Here is a 21,994-nt window from a genome sequence, read left to right as displayed (position 1 = left end):
GTAAAAAGGCCCTGCAGTGCAGGGCCTTCGCTTATGGGGCGTTGCGCAGATCAGCCCAGCCAGTGGCGGGCATTGCGCCAGACGCGCATCCAGGGGCTCTGCGCCGAGCGGTCGCCATCGGTCCAGCTCATCTGCACGTTGCGGAACACGCGCTCGGGGTGCGGCATCATCGCGGTAAAGCGGCCATCGGCGGTGGTGACAGCGGTCAAGCCGCCGGCCGAGCCGTTGGGGTTGAACGGGTACTGCTCGGTCGCCTGGCCATGGTTGTCCACATAGCGCATCGCTGCGATCACCGCATCGGCGTTGCCACGGAAGCGGAAGTTGGCATAGCCCTCGCCGTGCGCCACGGCGATCGGCAGGCGCGAGCCAGCCATGCCTTGCAGGAACAGGCTGGGCGACTCCAGCACTTCGACCATCGACAGACGCGCCTCGAAGCGGTTGCTCTGGTTTTGCGTGAAACGCGGCCAGTCTTGCGCACCGGGGATGATGTCGGCCAGCTCGGCAAACATCTGGCAGCCATTGCAGACGCCCAGGCCGAAGGTGTCCTTGCGGCTGAAGAAAGTCTGGAACTGCTCGGACAGCGGCTCGTTGAAGGTGATCGAACGGGCCCAGCCAATGCCGGCGCCCAGGGTGTCGCCATAGCTGAAGCCGCCGCAGGCGACGATACCGGCGAAGTCACGCAGCTGGGCACGGCCGGTCTGCAGATCGGTCATGTGCACATCGACCGCTTCAAAGCCGGCTTCGCCAAAGGCATAGGCCATTTCCACGTGCGAGTTCACACCCTGCTCGCGCAGCACTGCCACGCGGGGCTTGGCTGCCACATTGACGAAGGGCGCAGACAGCGCTTCTTGCGGGTCAAAGGTCAGGTGTACATGCATGCCGGGGTCAGACGGCACACCGACCGAGGCGTGTTCGCTGTCGGCGCAGGCCGGGTTGTCGCGCTGCTGGGCAATCTTCCAGCTCACGGCATCCCAGACCTGGTGCAGGTCGCTCAAGGTGGCGCCAAACACCTTCTTGGCATCGCGCCAAACCTGCAGCTCGCCCTTGCCCATGTCCATGCTGGACGAGGCGGGACGGGTCTTGCCGACGATATGGCTGCAGGTGGACAGGCCGTGCGCGCGCAGGGTCTGCAGCACCTCGGCGCTGTCGCTGGTCTTGACCTGCAGCACGGCGCCCAGCTCTTCGTTGAACAGTGCGCGCAAGGTCAGGTCTTCGCGGCGGCCCGATACCTGGCCGCTCCAGTTCTTGCCTTCGCCGCTGTCCATGCGGCTGTCGGAGATGCCATCGCCTTCAGTGATCAGCATGTCCACATTCAGCGCCACGCCGACATGGCCGGCAAAGGCCATTTCTGCCACGGTGGCCAGCAGGCCGCCATCGCCCTTGTCGTGGTAAGCCAGTATCTTGCCCTCGGCACGCAGTGAATTGACGGCATCAACGAGTGCGATCAGGTCCTTGGCGTCGTCCAGGTCCGGCGTCTCGTTGCCGCTTTGGCCCAGCACCTGGCCCAGGATAGAGCCACCCATGCGCATCTTGCCCCGGGACAGATCGACCAGCACCAAGGTGGTGTCGGGCTCGTTCGCATCCAGCTGCGGGGTGAAGGTGCTGCGCACATCATCAATCGCAGCAAAGCCGGTGATGACCAGGCTGATCGGCGAGGTGACCTTCTTGGTTTGGCCGCCTTCGCTCCACTGCGTGCGCATCGACAGGCTGTCCTTGCCCACCGGGATGGAGATGTTCAGCTGCGGGCACAGTTCCATGCCGACGGCCTTGACGGTCGCGTACAGATCGGCGTCTTCACCCGGCTCGCCGCAAGCGGCCATCCAGTTGGCCGACATCTTCACCTTGGACAGCGCAATCGGCGCGGCCAGCATATTGGTGATGGCTTCGGCCACGGCCATGCGGCCGGAAGCGGGCGCATTGATGGACGCCAGCGGCGTGCGCTCGCCCATGGCCATGGCCTCGCCCTTGAAGCTCTGGAAGTCGGCCAGGGTCACGGCCACGTCGGCCACCGGCACCTGCCAGGGGCCGACCATCTGGTCGCGGTGGGTCAGGCCACCGACGGCGCGGTCACCAATGGTGATCAAAAAGCGCTTGGAGGCCACCGTGGGGTGGGCCAGCACATCGATCACGGCCTTTTCCAAAGGCACACCGGTCAGGTCGATGGCGGGCAGGCTGCGCACCACGGTCTGCACATCCTTGTGCATCTTGGGCGGCTTGCCGAGCAGCACCTCCATCGGCATATTGACCGGCAACTTCTGGTCGTCAGCGGTCGCGTCCGGGTCTTGCAGCACCAACTGGCGCTCTTCGGTCGCCGTGCCGATGACGGCAAACGGGCAGCGCTCGCGCTCGCAGAACGCGGTGAACTGCGCAAGCGACTCCGGCGCAATCGCCATCACATAGCGTTCCTGGCTTTCGTTGGACCAGATTTCCTTGGGCGCCAGGCCCGATTCTTCGAGGTTGACCTTGCGCAAATCAAAGCGCGCGCCACGGCCGGCGTCATTGGTCAGCTCGGGGAAGGCATTGGACAGGCCACCGGCGCCCACATCGTGGATCGCCAGGATCGGGTTGGCCGCGCCCTGCTGCCAGCAGTGGTTGATGACCTCTTGCGCACGGCGCTCGATCTCGGGGTTGCCGCGCTGCACCGAATCAAAGTCCAGCTCGGCCGCATTGGTGCCGCTGGCCATGGAGCTGGCGGCACTACCGCCCATGCCGATGCGCATGCCCGGGCCGCCCAGCTGGATCAACAAGGTGCCGGCCGGGAAGAGGATCTTCTGGGTCTGCTCGGCATCGATCACGCCCAGTCCACCGGCGATCATGATGGGCTTGTGGTAGCCACGGGTGATGTCACCGACCTGCTGCTCGTACTCGCGGAAGTAGCCGGTCAGGTTGGGGCGGCCGAATTCGTTGTTGAACGCGGCGCCGCCCAGCGGGCCTTCGATCATGATCTGCAGCGGGCTGGCGATGTGCTCGGGCTTGCCGACCTCGCTGCCCCAGAGCTTGGAGACAGTGAAACCAGTCAAACCAGCCTTGGGCTTGGAGCCCCGGCCAGTGGCGCCTTCGTCACGAATCTCACCACCAGCGCCGGTAGAGGCACCGGGGAAGGGCGAGATGGCCGTGGGGTGGTTGTGGGTCTCGACCTTCATCAGCACATGGCTGGTGGCCGCCTGCTTTTGGTAGCTGGGTGCCGTCACCGCATCGGCCTGGGCATTGAATGGCGCAACAAAGCGCTCAACCTGGTGGCCTTCCATGATGGAGGCATTGTCCGAGTACGCCACCACCGTGTGCTGGGGCGACACGGCCTCGGTGTGGCGGATCATGCCGAACAGGCTCTTGTCTTGGTCCACACCATCGATAGTGAACTTGGCGTTGAAGATCTTGTGGCGGCAGTGCTCGGAGTTCGCCTGGGCAAACATCATCAGCTCGACATCGCTGGGGTTGCGCGCCAGGCCCTTGAAGGCGTTTTCCAGGTACTCGATCTCGTCCTCAGCCAGCGCCAGGCCCCACTGCTTGTTGGCTTTTTCCAGCGCGCTGCGGCCACCGCCGAGCACATCGACAAAGGCCATCGGCTGGGCTTGCAGGGTGGAAAACAGCTGCTCGGCTTCGGCGCGGGTCGCAAACACCGATTCGGTCATGCGGTCGTGCAGCAGTGCGGCGATCTGCGCGGTCTGCTCGGCGCTCAGCTCGGGCTTGCCGCCCAGCAAACCGGCCTTCAAGTCAATGCGGAACTCGGTCAGGCGCTCGACACGGAAGACATCCAGGCCGCAGTTGCGGGCAATGTCGGTGGCCTTGGAGGCCCAGGGCGAGATGGTGCCCATGCGCGGGGTGACGATAAACGCCAGGCCATCGCTGCCGCCTTCATAAGGGTCGCCATAGGTCAGCAGGGCCGCTACGCGCTCGGCCTCAGCACCCGCCAGGGGCTGCTCCGTGGCTACCAGATGCACAAAACGGGCAGCAATGCCCGTTATCTTTGGATGGATCGCCGTCAATGCGGTCTGCAGTTGTTGGGCGCGGAAGGAGCTGAGGGCGTTACCGCCTGGAAGCTGAGTCAGGTGCAGTGTCACGTGGCAGCCTATGTGGACTAGGAGGATGGGAAGAAAGCACGCATGCGCCTTGCACACTGCTACGGGCAGGCCGTGGCAGCACAATGACAAGGGCGGGATAACCCGGGATTCTACTGTGCCTCGCCAGGACACGTAGCCGCGTGGACAACATGCCAATGGCAGCGGTGGGATAATCATGGGCTATGACCATCAAAATCAATAGCGATGAAGATATTGCGCAGATGCGCATCGCCGGCCGCCTGGCCTCGGAGGTTTTGGATTACATCACCCCCCACATCCAACCGGGCATCACCACCAAGCAGATCGATATGCTGTGCGCCGAAGTTATGGAGAAGCAAGGCACCAAGTCGGCCTGCCTGGGCTACCAGCCACCGGGCATGACGCCCTACCCGGCCTATGTCTGCACCTCGGTGAACCATGTGGTCTGCCACGGCATTCCCAATGACAAGCCACTCAAGAAGGGCGACGTCGTCAATGTGGACGTGACCATCATCACGCCCGAAGGCTATTTTGGCGACAACAGCCGTATGTTTGTGATCGGCGAAGGAACCATCGCCGGCAAACGTCTGTGCCAGCTGACTTTCGAGGCTATGTGGCATGGCATCGTGCAGGTCAAGAATGGCGCCCACCTGGGCGATATCGGCCATGCGATCCAGAAGTTTGCCGAAGGCCAGGGCCTGTCTGTCGTGCGCGAGTACTGCGGCCACGGCATTGGCAAGGTGTTCCATGACGAGCCCCAGGTGCTGCACTACGGCCGCCCGGGCACCGGCGTCGAGCTGAAAACCGGCATGATCTTCACGATCGAGCCCATGCTCAACCTCGGCAAGAAGGACATCAAGGATCTGGGCAATGACGGCTGGACCGTCATCACCAAGGACCACAGCCTCTCGGCCCAATGGGAAGTCGAAGTGGTGGTGACCGACACCGGCTACGAAGTGCTGACCTGGTCGGAAGGTTCGCCCACGCCACCGAGCTTTGTGACCAGCATCAAGTGCTGATGGCACTGCCATAGCGCAGCCATACAACGCGCCCTGAAGGCGGCACCGCGACCAGCGTGCCGCCTTTTGTTATGGCGGCCCCTGCCGCCTGGACGCCCTCATTTGGTGCGCCGTGGCACGGAATGTGCTTATTCGCATGCGCTGTTTATTGCTATGGCACACTGCCAGCGACAGCACAGTTAGGCACCATGAACGATCCTCGCATTCCGCAGCTGCGCGAGCAGTACCAGGCCCAACGCAGCGCCCTGTTTGACGACATCATGGCCGGGGGCAGCAGCACCCGGGGCATACAGACGCAGCTGCGCAAGCTCTCGCAACTGGCCGATGTGCTTTTGCGCGATCTGTGGCACCTGGCCGGCCTGCCCGGCCGCCTGAACCTGGTGGGGGTGGGCGGCTTTGGCCGGGGCAAGCTCTTCCCCTATTCGGATATCGATGTGCTGCTGCTGCTGCCCGACGGCACCGACCCCGAGCAGGACAGCGAATTGCGCAGTGCGATTGAGCAGTTCATCGGCTCCTGCTGGGATGCGGGGCTGGAGATCGGATCGAGTGTGCGCACCATCAGCCAGTGCATCAGCGAGGCGCAGGCGGATGTGACGGTGCAGACGGCGCTGCTGGAGTCGCGCCGCATCATCGGCTCGCCGCGCCTCTACCGCCTGTTCCAGGCGGCGCTGGCCCAGTCCATCAAGCCCGATGCCTTTGTCGTGGCCAAGGTGCTGGAGATGCAGCAGCGCCACAACAAATACGAAAACACCGTTTACGCGCTGGAGCCCAATTGCAAGGAATCGCCCGGCGGCCTGCGCGATCTGCAGCTCATCCTGTGGCTGGGCCGCGCCACCGGCCTGGGCAGTCGTTGGAAAGAGTTGTCCGACAAAGGGCTGGCCACTGTCTACGAGGTGCGCAACCTGCAACGCAACGAGGACCTGATTTGCCTGATACGCGCGCGGCTGCACATTGTGGCCAAGCGCCGCGAGGACCGGCTGGTGTTTGATCTGCAAACGCCGGTGGCCGAATCCTTTGGCTTCAAGACCGTGACGCCAGCCGGCCAGCGCTTTCCCAAGCGCGCCAGCGAGGAGCTGATGAAGCGCTACTACTGGGCCGCCAAGGCGGTGGCCCAGCTCACGCAGATCCTGATGCTGAACATGGATGAGCGCCTGCACCCGGGCAACCATAGCTTGCGGCGCATTGATGACGAGTTCTATGACAAGGCCGGCCTCATCGAGGTGGCCGACGACGAGGTCTACCAGCGCAACCCGCATGCGATCTTGCGCACCTTCTTGCTCTACGAGACCGAGCCGGGGCTGAAAGACCTGTCGGCCCGCACCTTCCGCGCGCTCTACCATGCGCGCCAGCTGATGGATGCCAAGTTCCGCCGCGACCCGGTCAACCGCGCCACCTTCATGCAGATCCTGCAGCAGCCCCAGGGCATCACGCATGCGATGCGGCTGTTGAACCAGACCTCCGTGCTGGGACGCTACCTTTGGCCCTTCCGCCGCATCGTGGGCCAGATGCAGCATGACCTGTTCCATGTCTACACGGTGGACCAGCACATCCTGATGGTGCTGCGCAATGTGCGCCGCTTTTTCATGGCCGAGCATGCGCATGAGTACCCGTATTGCTCCCAGCTGGCCGCTGGCTGGGACAAGCCCTGGATTCTGTACCTGGCCGCCCTCTTCCACGATATTGGCAAGGGCCGGGGTGGCGACCATTCGGAGATTGGCGCGCTGGAGGTCAAGCGCTTTTGCCGCGACCACCAGATTGCCAAGGAAGACCGGCAACTGGTCGAGTTTCTGGTGCGCGAGCATCTGACGATGAGCCAGGTGGCGCAAAAGCAGGACACCTCCGACCCCGAGGTGATCACCGCCTTTGCGCAGCGCATGGGCAACGAGCGCCGGCTGACTGCCCTCTACCTGCTGACCGTGGCCGACATCCGTGGCACCAGCCCCAAGGTCTGGAACGCCTGGAAAGGCAAGCTGCTGGAAGACCTGTACCGCGCCACCTTGCGCGTGCTGGGCGGCCGGGCGCCCGATGTGGCTGCGCAGGTGGAAATCCGCAAGCGTGAAGCGATGGTGCTGCTGGCCTTGTCGGCCCAGCCGCATGAATCGCAAAAGGCGCTGTGGGACACCCTGGGCCTGGACTACTTCCTGCGCCATGACGCTGCCGATATCGCCTGGCACACCCGCCATCTGTCACGCGCAGTGGGCAGCAAGTCCGCTCTGGTCCGCGCCCGCCAGTCGCTGGCTGGCGAAGGCCTGCAGGTGATGGTGTATGCACCTGACCAGCCCGATCTGTTTGCTCGCATCTGCAGCTATTTCGACCAAGCGGGCTTCTCGATTCTGGATGCCCGGGTACACACTGCCCTCAATCGCTATGCGCTCGACACCTTCCAGGTGGTCGCTACCGATGTACCGCAAAGCTACCGCGAGCTGATCAACCTGGTGGAGAGCCAGCTGACGCGGGTACTGGTGGACGCCCAGCCGCTGCCCGAGCCAGCGCAGCGTCGGGTATCGCGCCGGGTCAAGAGCTTTCCAGTGGCACCGCGCGTGCTGCTGCGGCCCGATGACAAGGGCCAGCGCTGGCTGCTGTCGATCTCTGCCGCCGACCGTGCCGGCCTGCTCTACACCGTCGCGCGCATCCTGGCCCGCCACCAGCTGAGCGTGGAGCTGGCGAAGATCAGTACCTTGGGCGAGCGCGTGGAAGACAGCTTTTTGCTGCAGGGCCCGGAGCTGCAGAACAATGTGAGCCAGATCGCGATTGAAACCGAGCTGCTCTGGGCGCTGGCGGCGACGGGCAGCGGCGCCGCCGCTTGAAAGTGGACCGTACTCAGTCGTCCTCAGCCGCGCTGATGCCGGGGAACAGCACCTCGGTAAAGCCAAACTGGCTGAAGTCGCGCACCCGCATCGGGTAGAGCTTGCCCCAGAGGTGGTCGCATTCATGCTGCACCACCCGGGCATGGAAGCCGTCGGCCACTCGGTCGATCGGGTCGCCATACTGGTCAAAACCGGTGTAGCGGATCTTGTGCCAGCGCGGCACCATGCCACGCAGGCCAGGCACCGACAGACAACCTTCCCAGTCATCCTCTTCCTCGTCCGACAAGGGCGTGATCACCGGATTGATCAGCACCGTAGGCGGCACCAGCGGGCGATCCGGGTAGCGCGGGTTGCGATCGGGCGAGCCAAAAAACACCACCTGCAGGTCCACCCCGATCTGAGGCGCCGCCAGGCCTGCTCCATTGGCATCGCGCATGGTGTCGAGCAGGTCCTGCACCAGCTGGTGCAGCGCATCGGTGTCGAATTCGGTAACGGGCTGCGCAGTGCGCAGCAAACGGGCATCGCCCATTTTCAAGATTGGATAGATCGCCATGCCGGCATGGTAGCGCAGCGGGCCCGACCATTTGCTGCCTTTTGCCATCCAAAGCTCCAGCACCGCAGCGCGCCGTTGCAGCACTGCAGCGCTATGCCGACCTTGCCCAGCATCAAGACACTGTTATGCGGCGCGATGCACAATGCGAGACCATGAACGAGCCCGGAGCCTCTTCCACTGCGCTGCAAGACCTGCAGACGCCGGCCTACTGCCCCATCCGCAGTCCGGTGTTGCGCTGGCTGCTGCTGCTGGCGGCGGTGGCCTGCCTGGCGATGGGCATCATTGGCATCTTTGTGCCGGGCCTGCCCACGACGGTGTTCATCCTGATGGCCGGCGCCTGCGCCGCACGCAGCTCCCCGCGCCTGCATGCCTGGCTGTGGCGACACCGTTTGTTTGGCGGCATGCTGCGCAACTGGGCAGCAGGCGGTTTTGTCAGCCGCAAAGCCAAGTGGAGCGCCAGCATCACCATGGCGGTGTGCGCCGTCATCATGCTGCTGGTGCCAGCCCCCGTCTGGGCCAAAGTGCTGTCGATCAGCTGCATGGCCTGCGTGCTGGCCTGGCTGTGGTGCCGGCCCGAGCCACAGGCGCCGCACTGAGCGTCAGCCTGTCGCAAGCCAGCACGCTGCGGCAAAAAATGGCCTCGTCGCTTTTTCAGGCCAAAAAAACGTTCTATAATCGCAGTCTTGTTCCTCAATAGCTCAGTTGGTAGAGCGCCGGACTGTTAATCCGTAGGTCCCTGGTTCGAGCCCAGGTTGAGGAGCCAAAGAATTTTTTGGCTTTGCAATCGAACAAAGCCTGTTTACCGATATTCCTCAATAGCTCAGTTGGTAGAGCGCCGGACTGTTAATCCGTAGGTCCCTGGTTCGAGCCCAGGTTGAGGAGCCATCACTTATCTGCCCTGCAATCGTTCAGGGCAACACCAAAAAATTTGTTCCTCAATAGCTCAGTTGGTAGAGCGCCGGACTGTTAATCCGTAGGTCCCTGGTTCGAGCCCAGGTTGAGGAGCCAAAGCATTTTTGGCTTTGCAATCGCACAAAGCCTGTTCACCGTTATTCCTCAATAGCTCAGTTGGTAGAGCGCCGGACTGTTAATCCGTAGGTCCCTGGTTCGAGCCCAGGTTGAGGAGCCATTCGAAAAGCCTGCACCCCGTGTGCAGGCTTTTTTGTTTCTGCGCGCGCCTGCGCCGATCGCAGCGCAGCCCACAGGGCGATAGATCTGCCGGTTTTGTGCCCTCGCTGCCCGCCAGGGCGCCCGGCGCCTGCCATTTGGCCGCTACCATGGCAGCTCACACCATGAGCGCCGACCACCACACCCCCCCTCTCGCCTGGCTGCAAGCCGACGACGCCTTTCCACCCGTTGACCATGCCTGGGGCCCGGACACCATCCACCCTGGCCTGCTGGCCGCCGGCGGCGTGCTCGACAGCGCCCATCTGCAGCAGGCCTACCGCCGGGGCATCTTTCCCTGGTTCAGCGAGGGCTCGCCGATTCTGTGGTGGTCCACCGATCCGCGCATGGTGCTGCAGCCGGCCCAGTTCAGGCTGCACCGCTCGCTCAAACAGGCGATTCGCAAATTTGCGCAGCAGGCCGATTGCGAACTGCGCATCGACAGCGACTTTGCCGCGGTGATTGCCGCCTGCAGCCAGCAGCCGCGCGAAGGCCAGGATGGCACCTGGATCGTCGACGACATCCAGGCCGCCTACACCCAGTTGCACCGCGACGGCTATGCCCACAGCGTGGAAGTGTGGCAGGGCGGCCGCCTGGTCGCCGGCCTGTACTGCGTGGCCATAGGGCGCGCGGTGTTTGGCGAATCGATGTTCACCACCATCCCCAATGGCTCCAAAATTGCGCTGGCAGCGCTGGTGCAGATCTGCAAGCGCGAGCAGGTGCCGATGATCGACTGCCAGCAAAATACCGGGCACCTGGCCTTCATGGGCGCTGCCGAAATGCCACGCAGCCAGTTTGTCGCCAGCGTAGAGGCGCAAATAGCACTGCCGCCTATGTGTTGGGAGCTTGCATCTGGCGATTGGACTGACATAATCCCACTATCTGAAATGACATCTCCGCATCCGGATGAGTAGGCTGAACGAACTACCACTGCAGTCACTGCAGTTTTATGCGACAGCGCCCTACCCATGCAGCTATCTCGAAGCGCGCATGGCGCGCTCTCAGGTAGCCACGCCCAGCCACGCCATCCAGAACGATGTGTATTCGGAGTTGATCCAGCAAGGTTTTCGCCGCAGCGGCCTGTTTACCTACCGCCCTTATTGCGATGGCTGCCAGGCCTGCGTTCCTTTGCGTGTGCATGTGCAGGACTTCAAGCCCAAGCGCCACCAGCGCCGGGCCCAAAAACAGCATGAGGCCCTGGACGTGCGCGTGCTGCCCCTGGGCTTTTTGCGCGAGCACTATGAGCTCTACCTGCGCTACCAATCGGCGCGCCACACCGGCGGCGGCATGGACGAGGACAGCATTGAGCAGTATTCACAGTTCATGCTGCAAAGCCGGGTCAACAGCCGGTTGGTGGAGTTCCGCGAGCCCGGCGATGCGCAGCAACCCGGTGCCTTGAAGATGGTCTCCATCATCGACATCCTCAACGACGGCCTGTCAGCCGTCTACACCTTCTATGAGCCCGAGGCCCACACCAGCTACGGCACCTACAACGTGCTTTGGCAGATTGCCCAGTGCCGCACCATGGGCCTGCCTTATTTGTACCTGGGCTACTGGATTGCCGCCAGCCCCAAGATGCAGTACAAGGCCGACTACCAGCCCTACGAGGTCTACATTGACCAGCGCTGGCAGCCGGGCCAGCTCGCCCACCATGGCGCCGCTTGATCTGCCCGATCCAGCAGCCACCCCTATTTTTGTTATTTGAGCGCCAGTCTACGCATGACCAAAACAACCCATGACACCGTCACCAAGCCCAGCGTGCAAGTGCTCGAACGCATGTTTACGCTGCTGGACGTGCTCGCCACGCGCGAGGAAGCGGTGTCTCTGAAAGAGCTCAGCGAGATCACCGGCCTGCACCCCTCCACCACCCACCGCATCTTGAACGACCTGACCATCGGCCGCTTTGTGGACCGCCCCGAATCGGGCAGCTACCGCCTGGGCATGCGCCTATTGGAGCTGGGCAACCTGGTCAAGGCCCGCATCAATGTGCGGGAAGTGGCCTTGCTGCCGATGCGCCGACTGCACCTGGCTACCCAGCAGGCCATCAACCTGAGCATGCGCCAGGGCGATGAGATCGTCTATGTGGAGCGCAGCTTCAGTGAGCGCTCTGGCATGCAGGTGGTGCGCGCCATCGGCGGCCATGCCCCCTTGCACCTCACCTCTACCGGCAAGCTCTTCCTGGCAGACGACGAGCCCGAGCGCGTGCGGGCCTATGCCATGCGCACCGGCCTGGCAGGCAATACCAAGAACAGCATCACCAACCTGGCGGTACTGGAGCGCGAGCTGTCCAAAACCCGCCAGTACGGCGTGGCACGCGACAATGAAGAGTTGGAGCTGGGCGTGCGCTGCATGGCCGCGGGCATCTATGACGACCAGGGCCGCTTGGTAGCGGGCCTGTCCGTCTCCGCCCCTGCTGACCGGCTGGAAGACGCCTGGACCACGCGGCTGCAGGCCACCGCCACGGAGATCTCGTCGGCACTGGGCTTTGACCAGCAGCGCCAGCCCAGCGCACGCTAAGGCCAATCCCGCTTCTCAAAATTCATAGCTTCTAGACGCAAAAAACCTGCCGAGGCAGGTTTTTTTAAGGGGTGCTTGCCGCTCAGTGCTTCGCCAGCAGTTGCGTGCCCGAGCCTTCGACCCAATGGCGCACGCGCTCGGCATCGGCCAGACGGCCGAACTTGCCGGCCGAATCCAGGAACACCATGATCAGCTTGCGGCCAGCGACCTGGGTTTGCATCACCAAGCAGCGTCCTGCTTCGGAGATATAGCCGGTCTTTTGCAGGCCAATATTCCATTCCGGGTTGTGTACCAGGCGGTTGGTGTTGTTGAACTGTACGGTGCGCTCGCCCACTTCCACTTGGTACGAAGGCGAGGTCGTCAGATCACGCATCAGCGGATCGGAGTGCGCTACGTTCACCAGGGTGGCCAGGTCAAAGGCGCTCGATTGGTTGGAGCTCGACAGGCCGGTGGGCTCGACATAGCGGGTATCGGCCATACCCAGCATCTTGGCCTTCATGTTCATCAGGCCAACAAAGGTCTGCATGCCACCGGGGTAGGTGCGGCCCAGCGCATGGGCTGCACGGTTTTCGCTGGACATCAGCGCCAGGTGCAGCAGCTCGCCACGCATCAAGGTGGTACCCACACGCAGACGCGAGCTGCTGTGCTTTTCGGTGTCCACATCATCCTGGGTGATGGTGATCATCTCGTCCATGGGCAGCTGGGCCTGGGAGATGATGAGGCCGGTCATCAGCTTGGTGAGCGATGCGATCGGCAGCACGGCGTGGTCGTTCTTGGACAGCAGCACTTCATGCGTATCCTGGTCGAGCACCAGGGCCACGCTGGACTTGAGCGCCAGCGGATCGGTCACATCATGCAGACCGGCCAGCTGGCCAAAGGATTGGCGTTCGGGGATGATGACGGCCGCAGCCACTGCAGCGCGGGCGGCATGGCGGCCCGCCTTGGCAACCGTGGTCTTGCCCTTCACGCCCTTGGCGGCCACCTTTTTGGAAGCGGGGGCAGCGGCCTGCTTGTGGCGGCCATTGCGCTCACCCTTGGAGGCCACAGCCGCCTGCTTTTTGCCTGCCTTGGCCTGCACCTGCGCTTTAGGCGCTGCCTTGCTCTTGGTGCTGGCATGGGCGCCGGGCGCGGCCAGACCAAAGGCGAGGGCACAAATTGCAAACAAATGTGAAAAACGACGCAAAACACTGCGATGACGTAGCGCCATTATTCTGCTCCCTACAAAAACGATAGCTGACAGCGGAAATTTCGATTTGAAAAATTGCGTAAATTCATGAACTTACGCGACGCTTCAATTATTTAAGTGAAATTATATTCCGAAGTGTCATCCTTGTGCAGCTACCTTCTCGATAGGATTTTGTAACTTGTTAAGGGCCGCGATGTAAGCCTTCGCTGACGCCACCACAATATCGGGGTCTGCGCCTACACCGTTGACCACGCGGCCACCCTTTTGCAGGCGCACCGTCACTTCGCCCTGGCTCTCGGTCGAGCCACTGATGGCGTTGACGGCATACAGCACCATCTCTGCACCACTGTGCGCCTGCGACTCGATAGCCTTCATCGAGGCATCGACCGGGCCGTTGCCAGTGGACTCGCCGCGCACCTCTTGGCCGTTGGCGATCAGCACCACATTGGCCTTGGGCTGCTCACCCGTCTCGCTCGATTGCGACAGCGACACAAAACGGTAGGCTTCGGCCTGCGCTTCGGCGCCTTCCATGTGCACCAGCGCCAGAATGTCTTCGTCAAATATTTCGCTCTTGCGATCGGCCAAGTCCTTGAAGCGCGTGAACGCGGCATTGATCTCGCTCTCGCTGTCCATCACCACGCCCAGCTCCTGCAGGCGCTGCTTGAAGGCATTGCGGCCCGAGAGCTTGCCCAGCACGATCTTATTGGCGCTCCAGCCCACATCTTCGGCACGCATGATCTCGTAGGTGTCGCGGGCCTTGAGCACGCCATCCTGGTGGATGCCGGAGGCATGGGCAAAGGCATTGGCCCCTACCACCGCCTTGTTGGGCTGCACCACAAAACCGGTGGTCTGGCTCACCAGGCGGCTGGCCGCCACGATGTGCTGGGCGTCGATGTTGACATCGAGGCCAAAGTAGTCGCGGCGCGTCTTCACGGCCATGACGACTTCCTCAAGTGAGCAGTTACCCGCACGCTCGCCCAGGCCGTTGATGGTGCACTCCACCTGGCGTGCGCCACCGATCTTGACGCCGGCCAGCGAGTTGGCCACCGCCATGCCCAGGTCGTTGTGGCAGTGCACCGACCAGATAGCCTTGTCGCTGTTGGGAATGCGCTCTCGCAGGTTGAGGATGAACTGGCCATACAGCTCAGGGACCGCGTAGCCGACGGTGTCAGGCACATTGATGGTGGTGGCGCCTTCGGCAATCACCGCCTCAATCACGCGGCAGAGAAAATCGGGGTCGCTGCGGTAGCCGTCTTCCGGGCTGAACTCGACATCGCCCACCAGGTTGCGGGCAAAGCGCACCGACAGCTTGGCTTGCTCAAACACCTCATCCGGAGACATGCGCAGCTTCTTCTCCATGTGCAAGGGGCTGGTCGCAATGAAGGTGTGGATACGTGCACGGTTGGCGGGCTTCAGGGCCTCGGCAGCGCGGGCGATATCGCGGTCATTGGCGCGCGCCAACGAGCAGATGGTCGAGTCCTTGATGATGGAGGCGATGCTCTGCACACAATCAAAATCACCGTTGGAGCTGGCGGCAAAACCGGCCTCGATCACATCCACCTTGAGGCGTTCGAGCTGGCGCGCAATGCGCAGCTTCTCGTCCTTGGTCATCGACGCGCCGGGCGATTGCTCGCCATCGCGCAAGGTGGTATCAAAAATAATCAGTTGGTCGCTCATCGTGTGTTCTCCATGGCATTGATCATGCGCTGCCGCCGTGCTGCCACCGTGGGTGAGTGGAATCTCTAAAACAGGCTGCAGGAAAGCGATCTGCTCGCTCTCCTGCAGCCTGCATCAACCGCGCTACAGTTTACGTGCTTTGCTCTGCCTGTGGTTAGACAGTAGCCTCTTGAGCAGCCGCTTGTGGCGCTGCCGTTTGCACGCTGGCGACAGCACCGCTACGTGCTACCGCGCTCATCACTGCACGGAAAGCAGCTTGGGTGCTGTTGCTGTCCATGCCCACGCCGTACAGGCTTTGGTTCTCACCCACGCGCAGCTCGATATAGGCTGCAGCCGTGGCATTGGCGCCCTTGTCGCCGCGCGCATCGCTGGCAGCCACCGCATGCTCGCTGTAGTCGAGCAAACGCACGGGGATACCGATGGCGCTGCTGACCGCTTGCACAAAGGCATCGATGGGGCCATTGCCCTGGCCAGCAATGCTGACTGGCTGGCCGGCCCACTGCAGCTTGCCGCTGATGCGCACTTCATCGCTATCGTCAGACTCCACGCGGTACTGGGCCAGCGCGTGGTTGGCGCTGAGTTGGTACTCGCGCTCAAAGATCTGCCACAAATCCTTGGCGGTGAACTCGGTGCCTGCGGTGTCCATAGCGCGTTGCACCACCTGGCTGAACTCGATCTGCAGGCGGCGCGGCATGGCCAAGCCATAGGCTTCTTCGAGCAGGTAAGAGATACCACCCTTGCCCGACTGGCTGTTGACGCGGATGACGGCCTCGTAGCTGCGGCCCAGGTCCTTGGGGTCAATCGGCAGGTAGGGGATCGCCCAGATATCGGCATCCTGGCGGGCGGCAAAGGCCTTCTTGATGGCATCCTGGTGCGAGCCCGAGAACGAGGTGTAGACCAGATCGCCGGCATAGGGGTGGCGGGCCGGCACAGGCAACTGGTTGCAGTACTCCACCTCGGCACGGATGGCATCGATATCGGAGAAGTCGAGCTGGGGCGATACGCCCTGCACATACATATTCAAGGCCACATTGACGATGTCGAGGTTGCCGGTGCGCTCGCCATTGCCGAACAAACAGCCTTCGACCCGGTGGGCGCCAGCCATCAAAGCCAATTCAGCGCTGGCCGTGCCGGTGCCGCGGTCGTTGTGCGGGTGTACGGACACGACCACTTCAGGGCGGTCGGCGAACTTACGCACCATCCACTCGATCTGGTCGGCAAACACATTGGGGGTGGCGTTCTCTACTGTGGTGGGCAGGTTCAGGATGATGTCGCGGCCAGGGCCCCAGGCGGCGATCGCCGTCTCGCAGGCTTCCAAGGACACTTCCAGCTCTGCCAGCGAGAAAGTCTCGGGTGAGTACTGCAAGACCCATTTGGTGCCAGGCTGGGCATCGGTCAAGGCCTTGAGATGAGTCACCTGGTCTTTGACCAAGGCCATCACCTCGGGCACGCTCATGCCAAATACCACCTTGCGCCACACGGGGGCCACCGCGTTGTAGATGTGGACGATGGCGCGCGGCGCGCCTTGCAGGGCTTCCACTGTGCGAGTGATCAACTCAGGGCGGGCGGGGGTCATCACCTGGATGGTGACGTCGGCGGGAATGCGCTTTCCCTCGATCAACTGGCGCACAAAGTCAAATTCGATTTGCGACGAAGCGGGAAAGCCGACTTCGATTTCCTTGAAACCAATCTTGACCAGCATGTCAAACATCCGCAGCTTGCGTGCCAGATCCATGGGCTCGATCAGCGCCTGGTTGCCGTCGCGCAGATCGGTGGACAGCCAGATCGGTGCCTGGGTGATCTGGGCATCAGGCCAGGTGCGGTCACGCAACGCAATGGCTGGAAAAGCGCGGTATTTGCTGGAAGGTTGGGTCAACATGGTTGTCTGGTCTTTCGCATCGAATCAAAGAATTCGGGGTAGGAAACCAGCAACCTGAAATGCAAATCGGCCCGTTGCTGGTGCAAACGGGCCGAGGTGTAGGGGTGAAAAACTGCGCGCTACTCTACCTGCCCGTTGGACATTAGTAGTAGAGCTAGGGACAGGTTTTGCATGGCAATCACTCTAACACAGGTTTTCACAGCTGTGTGCAAAAAAATCAGTGGTCATGCAGGCCGCGTTCATCGGGCTCGTCGGTCGAGGTCGCCACGATCGACACCGGCTGACCCTTAAAGCGGCGCCAGGCATAGATCACATAGCCCGAGAGCGAATACAGCACAAAGATCAAGAACAGCATGGTGGCCGGCTCGATACTGACCAAGGCCAGCAGCAGCACCACCACGACCAGCGAGATAAAGGGCACGCTCTTGGCAGCGCCCGCATCCTTGAAGCTGTAGTACGGGATATTGGTCACCATGGTCAGCCCTGCCAGCAAGGTGATCGCAAACATGATCCAGGACAGGTCATCGCGGCTGGCCGGGTAACCGCCAAACAGCGCAATCACCTGGCCAAAAATCGGCACATCGCGGTGCGATACCAAGAGCGCACTGGTCAGCCAGATAAAGCCCGCTACCAGCGCGGCTGCGGCAGGCGACGGCATGCCCTGGAAATAGCGCTTGTCCACCACACCGGTGTTGACGTTGAAACGCGCCAGGCGCAAGGCTGCACAGGAGCAGTAAACAAAGGCCGCAATCCAGCCCCAGCGGCCCAGCGGGCGCAGTGCCCACTCATAAGCGATCAGCGCAGGCGCGGCGCCAAAAGACACCATATCCGACAGCGAATCCATCTGCTCGCCAAAGGCGCTTTGCGTGTGCGTCATGCGCGCTACGCGGCCGTCCAAACTGTCGAGCACCATCGCACAGAAGACGCCCACGGCAGCGGCCTCGAAGCGGCCATTCATGGCCATCACAATCGAGTAAAAACCGCCAAACAAGGCGGCCAGGGTGAAGGAGTTGGGCAGCACATAAATGCCCTTGCGCCAATTGCGCTGCCCCTGTGCCAGCGCCTGCGCGCCCGCCTTGGGCTTGGTTTCGTTATCGTCCAGCATTCAATCCACTCCAGCGCCAGCTATATCTGCGCAAACAGCTGCTTATTTTAGTGTTTCCAGAGGGCGTCACCCCACCGGAGCATGGCCTACAGTGTAGCTTTTCGGCAGCCAGCGCCCAGCGGGCATGCCCATGAAAAAAGGACTGCCAAAGCAGTCCTTCAAAACCAGGTCGGCGCCACTGCACTGCAGCGGCGGCCGGCACTGTTTAGTTGCGGGTCTGGTCGACCAGCTTGTTCTTGGCGATCCAAGGCATCATGGCGCGCAGCTGGCCACCCACTTGCTCGATCTGGTGATCGGCAGTGTTGCGGCGGCGGGCGGTCATCGATGGGTAGCTCAGACGGCCTTCCTGGATGAACATCTTGGCGTATTCGCCGTCCTGGATGCGCTTCAACGCATTGCGCATGGCCTTGCGCGACTCTTCGTTGATGACTTCAGGACCGGTCACGTACTCGCCGTATTCGGCGTTGTTCGAGATCGAGTAGTTCATGTTGGCAATGCCGCCTTCGTAGATCAGGTCCACGATGAGCTTGAGCTCGTGCAGGCATTCGAAGTAGGCCATTTCAGGGGCGTAACCGGCTTCCACCAGGGTCTCGAAGCCCATCTTGATCAGCTCAACCGCGCCACCGCACAGAACGGCTTGCTCGCCGAACAGGTCGGTCTCGGTTTCTTCCTTGAAGTTGGTCTCGATGATGCCAGCCTTGCCGCCACCATTGGCCATCGCGTACGACAGAGCCAGGTCACGGGCCTTGCCGGACTGGTCCTGGTGCACAGCGATCAAGTGGGGCACGCCGCCGCCTTGGGTGTAGGTGTTGCGCACGGTGTGGCCAGGGGCCTTGGGCGCGACCATCCACACATCCAGATCAGCGCGGGGCACGACCTGGTTGTAATGCACGTTGAAGCCGTGTGCGAACACCAGCGAAGCGCCTTGCTTGATGTTGTCCTTGACGTTGTCGTTGTACACCTTGGAGATGTCTTCGTCAGGCAGCAAGATCATGACCACGTCAGCGGCCTTGACGGCGTCGTTGACTTCCATCACGGTCAGGCCGGCCTTCTCGGCCTTGGGCCAGGAAGCGCCGGACTTGCGCAGACCGACGATGACCTTCACACCACTTTCGTTCAGGTTTTGCGCGTGCGCATGGCCTTGCGAGCCGTAGCCGATGATGGCCACGGTCTTGCCTTTGATGAGGGACAGGTCACAGTCCTTGTCGTAAAAAACTTTCATGCTTCGCTCCGTTGGTATCAGTCAAAAATGCAAACAAACACTTGTTCAAGAATCTGTATCGTCAGGGGGCCTTGCGGTGTTTCCTGACGCCAGCAAATAAGCCCCCGCTACAAAAGCGCCCAATCCTACTATGAGGGACAACCACAAGTGGGAGCCAGGGGTAGCAAAGGCATCGGCCTGTGAAAGCAGTGGATCGCATTGGCGAATCTGGGTCCAGCCGTCCTGTTCCCAGGAGCATTCCGGATCATCTTGCTGTAGCGAAGACTCCACCAGCACAAGCCCCACCAGCAGCAGCACCACCCCCAGCGCCTGGCGGGCATGGCGTCGCAGCCGGTGACACCAGCGCATTACACGCGCAAGATGCGTTCACCGCGACCGATGCCGCTGGCACCGGTGCGCACGGTTTCAAGAATGGCCGAGCGGTCAATCGCGCTCAAAAACGCGTCGTTCTTGGCCTGGTCACCAGTCATCTCAATGGTGTAGCTCTTCTCGGTCACATCAATGATGCGGCCCCGGAAGATATCGGCCATGCGCTTCATCTCTTCGCGCTCCTTGCCGACCGCCCGCACCTTGATCATCATCAGCTCACGCTCGGTATAGGCGCCTTCGGTCAGGTCCACCACCTTGACCACTTCGATCAGGCGGTTGAGGTGCTTGGTGATCTGTTCGATGACGTCGTCCGAGCCGGTGGTAGTGATCGTCATGCGCGACAGCGAGGCATCCTCGGTCGGCGCCACGGTGAGCGACTCAATGTTGTAGCCACGGGCCGAAAACAGGCCCACCACGCGCGACAGTGCGCCTGGTTCGTTCTCCAGGAGAACAGCGATGATGTGTTTCATAAGAACAGCGTCCTCTTTTCGCTACCCTCCCCCGGCGCCGGTAAGCGCAGGGCTCGGTAGACAATAGATTCGTCAGAAAGGGAAAATCGATGGGTGCTAGGGCACGCGCTGACAACAACGCGCGCCCAGCAGGGACCGCGTTTACAGATCGTCCGCGCCCAGCAGCATCTCGGTGATGCCCTTGCCGGCCTGGACCATCGGGAAGACGTTCTCGGTCGGATCGGTGCGGAAGTCGAGGAACACGCTCTTGCGTTCTTCGCGGGCAATGCGCCGCGCTTCACGCAGGGCCGGCTCCACGTCCTCGGGCTTCTCGATCAGAATGCCCGCGTGGCCATAGGCTTCGGCCAGCTTGACGAAGTCAGGCAGCGAATCCATGTAGCTGTGGCTATAGCGGCCAGAGTATTCGATCTCTTGCCACTGGCGCACCATGCCCAGGAAGCGGTTGTTGAGCGCGCAGATGATGATCGGCGTCTCGTACTGGCGGCAGGTGGCCAGCTCCTGGATGTTCATCTGCACCGAGCCTTCGCCGGTAATACAGAACACCTCGGCATCAGGCTTGGCCAGCTTGATACCCATGGCATACGGAATACCGACACCCATGGTGCCCAGGCCGCCCGAATTGATCCAGCGGCGCGATTCCTCGAAGCGGTAGTACTGCGCCGCCCACATCTGGTGCTGGCCCACGTCCGAGGTCACATAGCAGTCCGCATCGCGGGTCATCTGCCACAGCGTCTCGACCACAAACTGTGGCTTGATGACATCGGTGTTGCTGCGGTCGTAGCGCAGGCAGTCGCGGCTGCGCCAGCCTTCGATAGTCTTCCACCAGTTCTGCAGCGCGTCGGCATCGGGGCCGGCCACGCTCTCTCGCACCATAGCGATCAGCTCGGCCAGCACTTCCTTGCAGTCGCCGACGATGGGCACATCCACCTTGACGCGCTTGGAGATCGACGACGGGTCGATGTCGATATGGATGATCTTGCGATCCACCGACATGAAGTGCTTGGGATTGCCGATCACGCGGTCATCAAAGCGCGCACCCACGGCCAGCAGCACATCGCAGTTCTGCATCGCGTTGTTGGCTTCAATGGTGCCGTGCATGCCCAGCATGCCCAGGTACTTGGGGTTGCTCGCCGGGTAGGCGCCCAAACCCAGCAGGGTGTGGGTCACCGGGTAACCCAGCAGATCCACCAAGGTGCGCAGCTCTTGCTCAGCGCCGCTCAGCAGCACGCCGCCGCCGGTATAGATATAGGGGCGCTTGGCCGCCAACAGCAGCTGCAGCGCCTTGCGGATCTGGCCGCTGTGGCCCTTCTTGACCGGGTTGTAGGAGCGCATTTCCACCGTCGAGGGATAGCCGCTGTAGGCCACCTTCTTGAAGGAAACGTCTTTAGGGATATCCACCACCACGGGGCCAGGGCGGCCCGTGCGTGCAATGTGGAAAGCCTTTTTCATCGTCAGCGCCAGATCGCGCACATCCTTGACCAGGAAATTGTGCTTGACGATGGGGCGCGTGATACCGACGGTGTCGCATTCCTGGAAGGCATCGGAGCCAATGGCCGTCGTCGATGTCTGACCAGAAATCACCACAATCGGGATGCTGTCTGTGTAAGCAGTGGCAATACCGGTGACTGCATTCGTCAAGCCGGGGCCGGAGGTCACCAGGGCCACACCCACCTCGCCTGTGGCGCGGGCAAAGCCGTCTGCTGCATGCACGGCCGCCTGTTCGTGGCGTACCAGCACATGGTTGATGGTGTCTTGTTTGTAGAGCGCGTCGTAGATGTAGAGAACGGCACCGCCGGGGTAGCCCCACAGCTGCTGTACGCCTTCGGCCTGCAGTGCTTTGACCAGCACTTCAGCGCCCATGAGTTCTTGTGATTTTTGTGCGGACTGGTTCGCCGCCTGCGCCGAGTTCTGTTCGGCCTTGGACATTTCCATGATCAACCTTTGTGAATTTCTCTAACGAAAAACCTCTGGTGCTCCTCGCCCAGC

The 21,994-nt window shown here is 62.0% G+C and carries 15 protein-coding genes and 4 tRNA genes; 10 read left to right on the top strand and 9 right to left on the bottom strand.

The window, feature by feature from the left end:
• Window positions 1-50: 50 nt before the first annotated feature.
• Complete coding sequence (purL, locus tag HS961_RS10015; RefSeq protein ID WP_182327566.1) at window positions 51-4,061, bottom strand: phosphoribosylformylglycinamidine synthase; 4,011 nt, start codon at window positions 4,059-4,061, stop codon at window positions 51-53.
• Window positions 4,062-4,243: 182 nt separating this feature from the next.
• Here purL and map point away from each other — a divergent pair, with 182 nt between their 5' ends.
• A complete protein-coding gene (gene map / locus HS961_RS10010) occupies window positions 4,244-5,059 on the top strand; it encodes a type I methionyl aminopeptidase (RefSeq protein WP_182327564.1) in 816 nt (271 codons plus the stop codon).
• Window positions 5,060-5,247: 188 nt separating this feature from the next.
• Window positions 5,248-7,866: a [protein-PII] uridylyltransferase gene (locus tag HS961_RS10005; protein ID WP_182327563.1), complete on the top strand. Its 2,619-nt coding sequence runs from the start codon at window positions 5,248-5,250 to the stop codon at window positions 7,864-7,866.
• 13 nt (window positions 7,867-7,879) lie between these two features.
• Here the strand turns inward: HS961_RS10005 and def are convergent, their stop codons facing one another.
• A complete protein-coding gene (gene def, locus HS961_RS10000; protein ID WP_182328209.1) occupies window positions 7,880-8,419 on the bottom strand; it encodes a peptide deformylase in 540 nt (179 codons plus the stop codon).
• Between the two features lie 152 nt (window positions 8,420-8,571).
• Between def and HS961_RS09995 the strand changes: the two genes are divergently transcribed.
• The 8 genes from HS961_RS09995 (at window position 8,572) to HS961_RS09960 (ending at window position 12,100) form a co-directional block, all read left to right on the top strand.
• Complete coding sequence (locus tag HS961_RS09995; RefSeq protein ID WP_182327561.1) at window positions 8,572-9,015, top strand: YbaN family protein; 444 nt, start codon at window positions 8,572-8,574, stop codon at window positions 9,013-9,015.
• 91 nt (window positions 9,016-9,106) lie between these two features.
• Window positions 9,107-9,182 (top strand) — tRNA-Asn (locus HS961_RS09990).
• A 46-nt stretch (window positions 9,183-9,228) separates the two neighbouring features.
• Window positions 9,229-9,304: transfer RNA gene (locus HS961_RS09985), tRNA-Asn, on the top strand.
• Window positions 9,305-9,351: 47 nt separating this feature from the next.
• Window positions 9,352-9,427 (top strand) — tRNA-Asn (locus HS961_RS09980).
• A gap of 45 nt (window positions 9,428-9,472) precedes the next feature.
• A tRNA-Asn gene (locus tag HS961_RS09975) sits at window positions 9,473-9,548 on the top strand.
• A gap of 148 nt (window positions 9,549-9,696) precedes the next feature.
• Window positions 9,697-10,497 carry a leucyl/phenylalanyl-tRNA--protein transferase gene (gene aat, locus HS961_RS09970; protein ID WP_238347877.1) on the top strand — a complete coding sequence of 267 codons (801 nt, stop codon included), beginning with the start codon at window positions 9,697-9,699 and terminating at the stop codon, window positions 10,495-10,497.
• Window positions 10,490-11,248: an arginyltransferase gene (locus HS961_RS09965; RefSeq protein WP_182327559.1), complete on the top strand. Its 759-nt coding sequence runs from the start codon at window positions 10,490-10,492 to the stop codon at window positions 11,246-11,248. Before aat ends, HS961_RS09965 begins: the two co-directional genes overlap by 8 nt.
• A 54-nt stretch (window positions 11,249-11,302) precedes the next feature.
• Window positions 11,303-12,100, top strand: a complete 798-nt coding sequence (locus HS961_RS09960) for an IclR family transcriptional regulator (protein WP_182327557.1) — start codon at window positions 11,303-11,305, stop codon at window positions 12,098-12,100.
• A gap of 82 nt (window positions 12,101-12,182) precedes the next feature.
• Here HS961_RS09960 and HS961_RS09955 read toward each other — a convergent pair whose 3' ends face one another.
• The 7 genes from HS961_RS09955 to HS961_RS09925 all read right to left on the bottom strand — a co-directional run bounded on the left by HS961_RS09955 (window position 12,183) and on the right by HS961_RS09925 (window position 21,940).
• Window positions 12,183-13,307, bottom strand: a complete 1,125-nt coding sequence (locus tag HS961_RS09955; RefSeq protein WP_182327556.1) for a serine hydrolase — start codon at window positions 13,305-13,307, stop codon at window positions 12,183-12,185.
• A 117-nt stretch (window positions 13,308-13,424) separates the two neighbouring features.
• Window positions 13,425-14,963: a 2-isopropylmalate synthase gene (locus HS961_RS09950; RefSeq protein ID WP_182327554.1), complete on the bottom strand. Its 1,539-nt coding sequence runs from the start codon at window positions 14,961-14,963 to the stop codon at window positions 13,425-13,427.
• 154 nt (window positions 14,964-15,117) lie between these two features.
• Entirely contained in the window at window positions 15,118-16,842 is a 1,725-nt protein-coding gene (gene leuA / locus HS961_RS09945) for a 2-isopropylmalate synthase (RefSeq protein WP_182327552.1), read from the bottom strand.
• Window positions 16,843-17,059: 217 nt separating this feature from the next.
• The gene (pssA, locus tag HS961_RS09940) at window positions 17,060-17,947 is read right to left on the bottom strand and encodes a CDP-diacylglycerol--serine O-phosphatidyltransferase (protein ID WP_182327550.1); all 888 of its coding nucleotides are present in this window, start codon (window positions 17,945-17,947) and stop codon (window positions 17,060-17,062) included.
• 205 nt (window positions 17,948-18,152) lie between these two features.
• Window positions 18,153-19,169, bottom strand: a complete 1,017-nt coding sequence (ilvC, locus tag HS961_RS09935) for a ketol-acid reductoisomerase (protein ID WP_182327548.1) — start codon at window positions 19,167-19,169, stop codon at window positions 18,153-18,155.
• A 347-nt stretch (window positions 19,170-19,516) separates the two neighbouring features.
• Window positions 19,517-20,008 carry an acetolactate synthase small subunit gene (gene ilvN / locus HS961_RS09930; RefSeq protein WP_182327546.1) on the bottom strand — a complete coding sequence of 164 codons (492 nt, stop codon included), beginning with the start codon at window positions 20,006-20,008 and terminating at the stop codon, window positions 19,517-19,519.
• A gap of 141 nt (window positions 20,009-20,149) precedes the next feature.
• Entirely contained in the window at window positions 20,150-21,940 is a 1,791-nt protein-coding gene (locus HS961_RS09925; RefSeq protein ID WP_182327544.1) for an acetolactate synthase 3 catalytic subunit, read from the bottom strand.
• Window positions 21,941-21,994 lie beyond the last annotated feature (54 nt).

This window comes from Comamonas piscis (genome assembly GCF_014109725.1).
Classification (GTDB): Bacteria; Pseudomonadota; Gammaproteobacteria; order Burkholderiales; family Burkholderiaceae_C; genus Comamonas; species Comamonas piscis.
This window is presented reverse-complemented; position numbering and strand designations above follow the sequence as displayed.